This is a genomic window from Vibrio sp. CyArs1 (genome assembly GCF_022432925.1).
Classification (GTDB): domain Bacteria; phylum Pseudomonadota; class Gammaproteobacteria; order Enterobacterales; family Vibrionaceae; genus Vibrio; species Vibrio mediterranei.
On the sequence record NZ_JAKRBO010000006.1, the window covers coordinates 374,802 to 385,677 of the forward strand.

Annotated in this window: 11 protein-coding genes and 1 pseudogene; 11 read left to right on the forward strand and 1 reads right to left on the reverse strand. The window is 41.4% G+C overall.

From position 1 onward, the window contains the following. The first annotated feature begins 5 nt into the window (after positions 1-5). From MMA19_RS19195 to MMA19_RS19210, 4 genes and pseudogenes are all read left to right on the forward strand, one after another. Positions 6-905 carry a 2-dehydro-3-deoxygalactonokinase gene (locus MMA19_RS19195; protein WP_240206980.1) on the forward strand — a complete coding sequence of 300 codons (900 nt, stop codon included), beginning with the start codon at positions 6-8 and terminating at the stop codon, positions 903-905. Further along, complete coding sequence (locus MMA19_RS19200) at positions 892-1,533, forward strand: 2-dehydro-3-deoxy-6-phosphogalactonate aldolase (RefSeq protein WP_240206981.1); 642 nt, start codon at positions 892-894, stop codon at positions 1,531-1,533. The genes MMA19_RS19195 and MMA19_RS19200 overlap by 14 nt, the downstream gene beginning before the upstream one ends. A 10-nt stretch (positions 1,534-1,543) precedes the next feature. Continuing rightward, positions 1,544-2,388 (forward strand): annotated as a pseudogene (locus MMA19_RS19205) (sugar kinase). A gap of 219 nt (positions 2,389-2,607) precedes the next feature. Beyond that, a complete protein-coding gene (locus MMA19_RS19210) occupies positions 2,608-3,237 on the forward strand; it encodes a bifunctional 4-hydroxy-2-oxoglutarate aldolase/2-dehydro-3-deoxy-phosphogluconate aldolase (RefSeq protein ID WP_240206982.1) in 630 nt (209 codons plus the stop codon). Positions 3,238-3,530: 293 nt separating this feature from the next. Here the strand turns inward: MMA19_RS19210 and MMA19_RS19215 are convergent, their stop codons facing one another. Further along, a complete protein-coding gene (locus tag MMA19_RS19215) occupies positions 3,531-4,232 on the reverse strand; it encodes an FCD domain-containing protein (protein WP_240206983.1) in 702 nt (233 codons plus the stop codon). 184 nt (positions 4,233-4,416) lie between these two features. On the opposite strand from MMA19_RS19215, the gene MMA19_RS19220 reads away from it, so the two are divergent. The 7 genes from MMA19_RS19220 to MMA19_RS19250 are packed head-to-tail and all read left to right on the forward strand — an operon-like array spanning position 4,417 to position 10,658. Further along, entirely contained in the window at positions 4,417-5,331 is a 915-nt protein-coding gene (locus tag MMA19_RS19220; protein ID WP_240206984.1) for an N-acetylneuraminate lyase, read from the forward strand. Further along, a complete protein-coding gene (locus MMA19_RS19225) occupies positions 5,325-6,227 on the forward strand; it encodes an ROK family protein (protein WP_240206985.1) in 903 nt (300 codons plus the stop codon). The genes MMA19_RS19220 and MMA19_RS19225 overlap by 7 nt, the downstream gene beginning before the upstream one ends. 48 nt (positions 6,228-6,275) lie before the next feature. After that, positions 6,276-7,250 carry a TRAP transporter substrate-binding protein gene (locus MMA19_RS19230; protein ID WP_240206986.1) on the forward strand — a complete coding sequence of 325 codons (975 nt, stop codon included), beginning with the start codon at positions 6,276-6,278 and terminating at the stop codon, positions 7,248-7,250. 60 nt (positions 7,251-7,310) lie between these two features. After that, positions 7,311-7,778: a TRAP transporter small permease gene (locus MMA19_RS19235; RefSeq protein ID WP_240206987.1), complete on the forward strand. Its 468-nt coding sequence runs from the start codon at positions 7,311-7,313 to the stop codon at positions 7,776-7,778. Continuing rightward, a complete protein-coding gene (locus tag MMA19_RS19240; protein WP_240206988.1) occupies positions 7,778-9,073 on the forward strand; it encodes a TRAP transporter large permease in 1,296 nt (431 codons plus the stop codon). Before MMA19_RS19235 ends, MMA19_RS19240 begins: the two co-directional genes overlap by 1 nt. Continuing rightward, entirely contained in the window at positions 9,073-10,194 is a 1,122-nt protein-coding gene (locus tag MMA19_RS19245) for a glycoside hydrolase family 88 protein (protein WP_240206989.1), read from the forward strand. The genes MMA19_RS19240 and MMA19_RS19245 overlap by 1 nt, the downstream gene beginning before the upstream one ends. 5 nt (positions 10,195-10,199) lie before the next feature. Further along, positions 10,200-10,658 (forward strand): YhcH/YjgK/YiaL family protein, encoded by a 459-nt coding sequence (locus tag MMA19_RS19250; RefSeq protein WP_240206990.1) that lies wholly within the window; start codon positions 10,200-10,202, stop codon positions 10,656-10,658. Positions 10,659-10,876: the final 218 nt, after the last annotated feature.

Here is a 10,876-nt window from a genome sequence, read left to right on the forward strand (position 1 = left end):
TACATATGAGTGATATTGAATATTTGATTATTGATTGGGGCACAACTAATTTTCGTGCATTTGCGATAACTCATGCTGGACAATGTACCGATAAAATTGAAAAAAAAATGGGATTACTGAGTATCGAGGAGAGGCGATTCGCAGATAGTCTGGCTGAAATATTAGTCAATTGGCTTGATGATTATCAAACCTACCCAATTTTTATGGCCGGCATGGTTGGTTCTGCTAATGGCTGGGTTGATGCCGGTTATGTCGAAACAGAAGCTTCTATTACTTCACTAGCGGATAATCTGCACCATTTTACCCTACCTTGGGGGGCGCCAGCTTATATTGTTCCTGGTGTAAGTCATACTGACACGACTGGCATTATCGATGTAATGCGTGGGGAAGAAGTTCAAGTTTTTGGTCTGCAAAGTTTGTGCGACCAAGACGCGTTTTATGCCTTATTACCCGGTACTCACAGTAAACATGTGTCGATTGAGCAGCAAAATATCACCCAACTTTCGACTTATATGACTGGAGAAATGTTCTCTCTACTGGTGCAACATTCTATCTTAGGTAAGTCGTTACCCGAGCAAATAGAAGATAGAGGTACGTTTGAGCGGGGGGTTTTACAAGCTCAAAACAAACATTCTTTATTGACGCAAATATTTTCTGCTCGCACCCATTTATTGTTTAACAACATTGCTCCTTACCATGTTCACAGTTTCATTTCTGGCCTGCTGATTGGTCATGAACTGATGTTTGTCAATGAGCGAGTTTATATTGTCGGTGGCGAAAACCTTAGTGAACGATATTTACATGCCTGTCAGTTACTAGGCATTCGAGCTCAAACATTTGAAGGAGATATGTGTTTTATTACTGGAATTCAAAAAATCAAGGAGTGTATTCATGAAATATTTTGATTTAAGCCGGCACTTACCTCTTATTGCGATCTTAAGAGGCATAGAGCCGGATGATGTGGTACGCGTTGCTTCATTATTGAAATTGCAGGGCTTTAGCATGATTGAAGTGCCATTAAATAGCCCAAATGCATTAGAAAGTATTCGCCTCTTAGTAACACACTTTGACCTTAACGACATGCTTATCGGTGCGGGCACCGTGACCAATGTCAAGCAAGCGCAAGATGTGATTGCAACTGGGGCAAACTTAGTAGTAACACCCAATATGAACCCTGAGGTAATTCAGATAAGTCGAGCGGCAGGTTGTGCGGTATTCCCTGGTGTCGTTACGCCAACGGAAGCGTTTGATGCGTTAGCTGCAGGTGCCACTGGATTGAAATTGTTCCCTATTTCAGCTCTACGCTTAGACGGATTTAGAGCATTACTATCAGTATTGCCTGAAGGTACACCTTGTATGCCTGTTGGTAGTATTGATGCGACAGAAGATAGCATGTATCCATTTATGGAGGCTGGAGCGGTAGGATTTGGTTTAGGCTCGGCTTTATATAAACCAAACATGTCAGATGTTGAAATTGAAGCGAAAGCGCAGGCTTTTGTGTCGATTTTTCGTCGTAATATCGGAAGAATATGATGGTGAGCTAATGGAAAAGTTCAATATTGCCGCGATTGGCGAATGTATGATTGAATTGCAAAAGTCAGACGGTGGTTTAGCTCAGCGGTTTGGTGGTGATACACTCAATACCGCTCTTTACCTGTCGCGTTTAACTCAAAATACATCGATGCAGGTCAGTTATGTTACTGCTCTCGGTTGTGAAGGTTTTAGCCAAAATATGCTAGATAACTGGCAACAAGAAGGCATTGATACTTCGCATATATTTCGCTTGCAAGATAAGCAACCAGGTATGTATTACATTGAAACTAATGCGACAGGGGAGCGCAGCTTCTACTATTGGCGAAATGATGCCGCGGCAAAATACATGTTTGACCAAGTTGAGAGCGATTATTCAGACTGTTTGGAAAACTCAAAGCCAATGGTGGTCAGGTTATTTTTGATAATAATTTCCGTCCAAAATTGTGGGCATCAGCTGAAGAAGCCCAACAAGAGTATCTTAAAATACTATCGTTCTGTGACATTGCCTTACTGACATTCGATGATGAACAAGATCTATTTGGTGACGACAATATCGAACAATGCATTGCCCGTACTAAAGGTCAAGGTGTTAAAGAGATTGTAATTAAACGTGGTAGTAAAGATTGTGTTGTTGTAGAGGAAGATAGCATTCAATACGTTGCGACAAAACCAGTTAACAAAGTGGTTGACACTACTGCAGCGGGTGACTCATTTAGTGCTGGCTATTTAGCTAAGCGTTTAAATGGCCATAGTGCAAAAGTCTCTGCCAAATCAGGGCATAAAGTAGCAGGTACGGTTATCCAATATCATGGTGCGATTATTCCAAATGAAGCAATGCCTGATACTGACTTATAAATACACTCTTTGTACTTGAAGTTGCAGCTTTATTGACAGTGTTCTCTGTCCTTATTTCTATAAAGAGAAGTTATGAATAAGCTACCACCATAGAGCCTTATTCACTTATCGATTTGCAGCAACGTCAATTACTTTGGGTAAGTAATAATGAAATTTACAAAGATTTGTTTCTAAAATCTGGTCACCTGATGATCAGCTTACAATACTTAAGGACTTAAAATGTCTGATTTAGATCAACAACTTGCCAGCTTAAAAATAATTCCAGTAATTGCACTAAATAAAGTTGAACATGCTCTTCCTCTTGCAAGAGCATTAATGGAAAACGGCATGCCTTGTGTGGAAATCACTTTTCGCACTGTAGCTGCTGTGGGTGCAATTAAAGCTATACGAGCGGCTTATCCCGACATGTTAATTGGTGCTGGTACGATTTTAACATCAGAGCAAGTTGATCAAGCCGTTGGTGCTGGTGTTGATTTCATCGTAAGTCCTGGTTTCAACCCTACAACAGTTAAATATTGTCAACAAAAGAATATGCCAATCATTCCAGGTGTTAACAACCCAAGCTTAGTTGAACAAGCAATGGAACTCGGCCTTAAAACATTGAAATTTTTCCCCGCTGAACCATCAGGTGGTGTTGGCATGTTGAAAGCACTAACAGCGGTCTATCCTGTAAAATTTATGCCTACTGGAGGTGTAAGCTTAATAAACATTGATGATTATCTATCAATTCCAGCAGTACTTGCATGTGGTGGTACTTGGATGGTACCAACATCTCTTATTGATAATGAGCAATGGGGAGAATTAGGCCAATTAATTAAAGATGCAGTTACCAAGATTAAGATTAAGTAGTTGAAGCAAGACCTCTTTATTCTAATCATCAACTTTCTAAACAGCATAAAGCCAGCAGCTTTTGCTACTGGCTCATGTCATTTCTCTGCTCGGCTCTCTATCCACTTGTCTACTTCATGTACCACCTATGCTGAGGCCTGCTCACTATGGGATACACATGGTGGAAACACTCCATTATCCATCATTTTACAGATGGTCGATTTACTAAACTGAACCAACCCTTTTCATCACTTCTTTTAAACGAGTTAATCTCATAAAATTGTCCTAATGCAAAACTACAGGTAGCACGGGTTCTAACTAGTTTCAATTCTCATTACAGTATTGAGGTGATTCTTCATCGCTTGCTCTGCCTTGTCTGCTTCACCCGACTTGAGCGCTTCAAATATAGTTACGTGCTCTTCATAATTTCGTTTATGAAAAGGAACATAATCGACTGAATTTCTTGTTTTCATCAGCCAAGAAATCAACGTATTATATAAAGTTGTCAGCATTGGGTTGTTAAGTGTCGAAATGATGGTCAAATGAAATTCAATATCAGTATCAACAAAACTATCATAATCTTCACAGCACAACCTGTTTCTTTCTAATATCGCTTCCAGCTTCTCAAGATCTTGACGTGTTCGTACTCTTGCAGCCTCTCGAACAACGGAAACCTCAAGGACCTGTCTTAAATGTTCGAATTGACTTCTCTCCTCATCTTGAGCAAGTAGTCCAATTGCTAAACCAGATACATTAGAAAGAATAGTCTCTGTTTTGGGACGACTTACCCGTGTTTTTTCACCGCTTTTAATTGAAACTAAACCTTTTTGAGAAAGTTTCGTGAGCGCTTCTCTCACTGAAGGGCGTCCCACTTCAAATGAAGACATAAGATCACGCTCTGAAGGGAGGGTATCGCCCTCTTTAAGAGTCTTTGTCACTATTAATCGTTCTAATTCATCTGCAACTGCATCAGAAAGCTTTTGCTTTCTCATTGGTTTAATATCCAACGACTTCATCAAGTATCCTATTTATAGTTTTACAAAGCCTAAATATCCAATACGACACACCTAAAAGTGTTCCATTACGCTCCTAAAAATACATATTAGTACAAAGTCACAAGCATCTCAAGGCATACTGGTATAACAGGTTAATGGCGTAATTGTGATACCTGTCACTGCGTTTGATAAATCGATCTTTATAATGACTTCCATAAACGAACATACCCAAGAGAAAGTTAGAATGAATCTTAATGGCCTATTTGTCGCAACACTTACACCATTCAATAACGATGAAAGCATCAACTTTGATGACATGAAGTCACTGACAGAATTCAATTGTAGTACTGACGTAGATGGTCTATATGTCGGCGGTTCCACTGCTGAAGCATTTCTTTTATCTACTGATGAACGCATTGAAGCTCTCAAGGTAACGGCTAAAGACGCAAGTAAAGACAAAAAATTGATCGCACACATCGGCGACATCTCTACTAAAAAATCAGAGACACTTGCTCGCTCTATTGCTGACACTCGCTATGATGCAATATCTGCGGTAACACCTTTTTACTACCCAATAGGTTTCAACGAACTTAAAAAACACTACCAAGACATTATCCAAGCGTCAGGAAAACCAATGGTTGTGTATAACTTCCCTGCATTCGCTGGTGTTAACCTGTCCGGAGATCAAATTGAAGAACTCATCAACCTTGAGGGTGTTATAGCACTAAAGCAAACTTCTGCAGACCTTTACCAAATGGAACAGATCACACGCTGCAACCCAGAAACAACGGTATACAACGGTTTTGATGAAATCCTTGTTTCAGGTCTTGCTGTTGGTGCGAAAGGCGGCATCGGTTCTACTTACAACGTTCAAGCAAACCGCATCGCTGATATCTACAAAGCAATGCTAAACAATGATGTTTCTAAAGCGACTGAGCTTCAACGTGAAGCAAATATAGTTATCGATACATTAGTAGAAGGTGGTGTTATTCCTTCACTAAAATACGTTCTACAAGCGAAAGGTATCATCAAAAACGCGAATGTTCGTCGCCCTCTAAATTCTGTATCAATAGAGAGCATGGCTAAGCTAGAGCAACTAATTGAGAAAGGTCTATGCTAATTGGTCTCGATATTGGCGGAACTAAAATTGAAGGTGTGCTGGTTAATGCCAGCACACTAACAGTCGAAGACCGACTCAGAGTTCCGACTCCCAAAAGTAACTATTCTGACTTTATTACTGCCGTTGAAAGCGTAATAAACGCACTCATTAACAACAACGTAAAATCTATTGGTATTGGCTGTTGCGGCTCAGTTAACAAGAAAACTAACCTAATGCAGGGTGCTAATATTCTTTATCTGAACGACAAGCCATTCTTAAGTGATATCAGCAAGATATTTCCAAAACTTCCGGTAAAAATTTCTAATGACGCAAACTGCTTAGCAATTTCTGAATTCAAAACGGGCGCGGCACGTGAAGCAGAATCGAGCTGTGTTGCAATCATTATTGGAACCGGGTGTGGCGGTGGCGTAATCCTAAATAAGACCATTATTGAAGGTAATGACGGACTTGGTGGCGAACTTGGTCACAACCCTCTCCCTCACTTCAGTCCACAAATTGATGGTAGAGAAGTTGAATGCTACTGCGGGTCTCTGAACTGCAACGAGTCTTTCGTATCAGGAACTGGATTCCAAAGAACATTTTCAGAAAAATACCGCCCGCTTTGCACGAAAGAGATTTTCGAGCAAGCAGCTAAAGGTGACATTGACGCAAAATCACACATTGAACTACTAACCGACCAAATTGCTAGAATCATTGCAAACCTAGTCAATGTAATTAACCCGGAAATGGTTGTTCTTGGCGGCGGCCTTTCAAATCAAGATGTGATTTACCCAATGATTGAGAGCAAAATCTCAAACTACACCTTCAATAAAAAAACAAATACTCACGTTGTAAAAGCAATGCATGGTGATTCAAGTGGCGTGATCGGCGCTGCGATGCTTCCCCAAATGAAATAATTTATCAACCAATAACACTCAAACAAATAGTTTAAAAGAAGGATCAACATGAAACTAAAAACTAAACTGCTAACCATCTCCGCTCTTATTGCTTCTACGGTTTCAATGGGGTCTTACGCAACGACTTTACGCCTAGCTGACACGATGCCACAAGGTGTTCCAAACTCTAAAGGTCTTTACTACTTTGCAGACAAAGTAAACGAGTACTCTGAAGGCGAAGTTACCATCAAAATCTTTTCTAACGGCATCCTTGGTACAGAACGCGAGAATATCGAACAACTAGGCCAAGGCGTTATCGACATGGCTCGTGTTGGCTCAGCAACCCTAGACAGCTTCACTGACTCAGTAAAACCAGTGACGCTACCGTACGTTTTTGACAACACAGATCACATGATCCGCGCTCTAAACGGTGACGCAGGTAAGACGCTATTTAACGCAATGGAGCAAGATGGCATTTATCCCCTAACATACTTCACTGTTGGCGCACGCTCTTTCTACACCAAAGAAAAAGCGATCACTAAACCAGAAGATCTAGCTGGTCTAAAAATTCGTGTAATGAACTCTCAAATGGCGATTGACACCATGAACCTTCTAGGTGCATCTCCAACGCCACTACCAATGGGCGACGTTTACTCAGCTCTACAGCAAGGAGTTATTGACGGCGCAGAAAACGCTCCTCAAGCACTAACAGAACACGGTCACGGCAACGTTTCCAGCTACTTTTCGTTTGACGAGCACTTCAACTACCCTGAGTTCATTCTTATTTCTAAAACAGCAAAAGCTAAGCTGTCTGCAGAAGAACTAGCAATCGTAGAGCGCGCTGCAAAAGAAGCATCTGAATACGAAGTAAAACTTGCACAAAAAGCGGTTGATCACGCAGTAGAAGAAGCTGGCGACATGGTGAAATTCAACCAAGTTGATAAAGCACCATTCATTGAAAAAGTGCAACCTCTGTACACAAAACTTGAAGCAGAAAGCGATTACGCAAAAACCCTGCTGAAAGAAATCGACGCAGCAAAATAAGCACCAACCTATAAAGGGGCTAAGGCCCCTTTTTTAATGATCCAATAGCACGAGTTGTCCATGAAAGAGAAAATCAATAAAGGCTACGAACTGATCTTAGGAAGCATATTCATCCTTATGCTATTCCTAACCATCTGGCAAGTATTCACTCGATTCGTCCTAAGCGACCCCGCAACGTTTACTGATGAATCCCTACGCTTTTTGGTTATCGTATTGGTAATCCTAGGCTCCGGATACGCTACCTTAAACGACATGCACTTTGGCATGGAACTTGTGAGCAATTCACTTAAAGGCACCGCCAAAAGCTTAAATAAACTGTTCATTCAGATAATTACCTTAATTTTCAATGTTGGCGTTTTTTGTTATGGCGGGTACATCGCAACCATATCGAACATGACTCAAATCTCACCAATCCTGGGACTACCACTAGGGGTTATCTACGCAACATTCATTATTTCTGGCGTCATATGTTCACTTATTTGCCTTTACAAAATCAAAGAAACCATCACTAAACAAGGAGATAAATAATGGATGTAATGCAGCTTTCTGTAACATTACTCGGTGTTACGTTTATCACTCTTCTTGTCCTTGGCGTGCCTATCGGCATCACAATGGTACTGGCAGCGCTTCTCTCCATCACCCCATTCATTCCTCTTGAGAGCTCAGTGTTCATTGCAACACAAAAGATGTTTTCAGGACTTGATAGCTTTGCTCTAATCGCCCTTCCCTTCTTCATTTTTGCCGGCAATATGATGAACAGAGCAGGTATAGCCGACAAACTTATTAACTTCTCTCAAATGTTAATCGGCTTCATTCCTGGCGCATTGGCATTAACCAACATTCTAGGCAACATGATCTTTGGCGCCATTTCAGGTTCGGCAATTGCTTCAGCTACTGCCATGGGTACGACGCTAACAAACACTCAAGTAAAACAAGGCTACGACCGAGCGTTCGCTGCCGCGACTAACATAGCTTCAGCCCCGACAGGCATGCTCATCCCACCAAGTGGCCTATTTATCATCATCTCACTTGTTAGCGGCACATCAATCTCAGCTTTATTCATGGCTGGCTACCTCCCTGGCTTACTTATGGGCCTAGCTTGTATGGTTGTTGCCATCTTCTACGCGAAGAAAAACAATTACCCGGTGACTCAAATGCCAACGCTGAAGGAAGGGTTCAAAATCACGCTAGAAGCAGTCCCTGTATTGATGCTTGTATTTATTGTTATGGGCGGCATCCTTTCAGGTATCTTCACAGCAACAGAAGCAAGTGCAGTAGCGTCGTTATATTCCATCATCCTTGCCGTTGCATACCGTGCACCAAAACACATCTACTGGACAGTTATCATTGATTCAGTAAAAGGTTCAGTTCCAGTACTGTTTATGATTGCAGCATCAGGCATCATGTCGTGGTCTTTCGCTTTCACAGGAATCCCAGACCTTGTTAAAGAATTCCTAAACGGCATTCCTAATCCAATTCTAGTACTGCTTGTTATTAACGTAATGTTACTTGTAATTGGCACATTCATGGATGCAACTCCAGCCGTCCTAATTTTTACGCCAATCCTAATGCCGGTAGCAACCTCACTGGGCATGGACCCTGTTCATTTCTGTGTACTAATGGTGTTCAACCTTTCTTTAGGTATTTGTACGCCACCGGTAGGCACGCTACTGTTTGCGGGCTCATCTGTTGCTAATGTCGACGTTGAACCAGTAATCAAAAAACTAGTACCTTACTTCTTCGCACTACTTATCGCACTAATGTTGGTGACTTACATCCCTAACATCAGCCTTCTACTACCTAAATTCTTTGGACTAATGTAATGAATGAATTGAAATCAAAAATCATCAAGAAAATCTCAGACAACATTATCAACATTGGTAATGAGAACCCTAAACTTGGCAATCCAGATCTAACTTGGCGCATGTGTGAACAAGGTTATTGGGTGGCAGGCTTTTATGTTGGCGAACTGTGGCTATCATACTTACTAACAGGCGATCAAAAGTTTGCTAACCAGGCACGTATGAGAAAAGGCTTCTTTGAGCACACACTAAACGATCCAGAACTCATTAACCACGACATGGGCTTTCTGTTTTCACTATCATCAGTCGCTGATTACAAAATGACAGGCGACAAAGATGCTCGCAAGTTAGGCATCAAAGCCGCCGACGCATTACGCTCAATGTATCAATGTCACGGTAAATTCCTGCAAGCTTGGCCATTGACTGACATTAACATTGAAAACCGCAACGAACTGGCTGCAGGTCGTATGCTAATCGATAGCTTTGAAAACCTAGCATTGCTATTTTGGGCACATCAAGAGACCGGTATCCAATCTTACTATGACGTAGCATTCTCTCATGCACTTACAGCAACAGAACTCCTGATCCGCAAAGATGGGAGCACTTTCCACACTTTCCAGTTTGACGCAGCAACGCAAAAACCAATAAAAGGGGAAACCCTACAAGGTCATTCGGATGACTCATGCTGGTCTCGCGGTCAATCTTGGGCTATCCATGGCCTTTCTCAAATCTATCGCTATACGAAAGATGAGAGATTCCTAATCGCAGCGCAAAAAGTTATCAAGTACGCCATCGTGAACCTAAACGATAAGTACCTTTGCCCTTGGGATTACACTGCACCAATTGACGATCGCGGTGAAATCATTGACTCATCTGCAACAGCAATCATGGCAGCAGGTCTAGCTGCGTGGACCCAATACGACGACGAAAACAGCACACTATATAAAGATATTGCAACTAAAATGGTAAATGGTCTAACTGAAAATTGCGCTTTATTCGACAACGAGAAAGCACAAGGTCTTCTCGACTTCGGTGCCTACTTCGTTAAGCGCAATGAAGAACGCGCAATGTTACCTTACGGCGATTATTTCTACTTCGAAGCAATAATGCGTCTAGACAACAAACACGAACTATTCTGGTAACTAAGATGATCAAGATTTCCAATACAAACGACCTAGACAACGAACGCCTAAGTCAACTGATTAAACAAGCACTACAACTAGACCTTGTTAAACTTGAAGAGGGCGTTCATGAGATCGACGGTAAAGAGTTTTTCGTAAACCGTGTGAATGGCGAAACACGAATCATGGAAAACTCTCTAACAGAGGTCCACAAAGATTACGCTGACGTGCATATCGTTCTCAAAGGCCAAGAAAACATCGGTTTCTCTATTGAGCCGGCTTCTAAAGCATTTATGAACGAAAATACATTCGAAAATGATTGCGAGCTGAAATCTATTAGCCCAAGCGAAGTTTTCATCACCCTTAACGAAGGTGAACTCATCTATTTCCCTGCCGGCGCTTGGCACCGACCAATGATAGCGCTCGATAACCAACCGTCAAGTATCGAGAAAGTTATCATCAAAATAAAACAGTCATACCTTTAATAGTTAATCACACCCTCCCCCACATAAATGGGGGTAAGGCACTCGAATGAAACAGTTACCAGCTTTCTTCAGAATGAATAACCCAATTCAAAACTATCAATGGGGTTCAACATCAGATTTAACAACTCTTTTCAACTTTGAGTGACCCGTCCTGATATGGGTTGACACTTTTAGTTAAAACGCTCGATGAACTTCATCGGGCGTTTTGTATTTTAGAG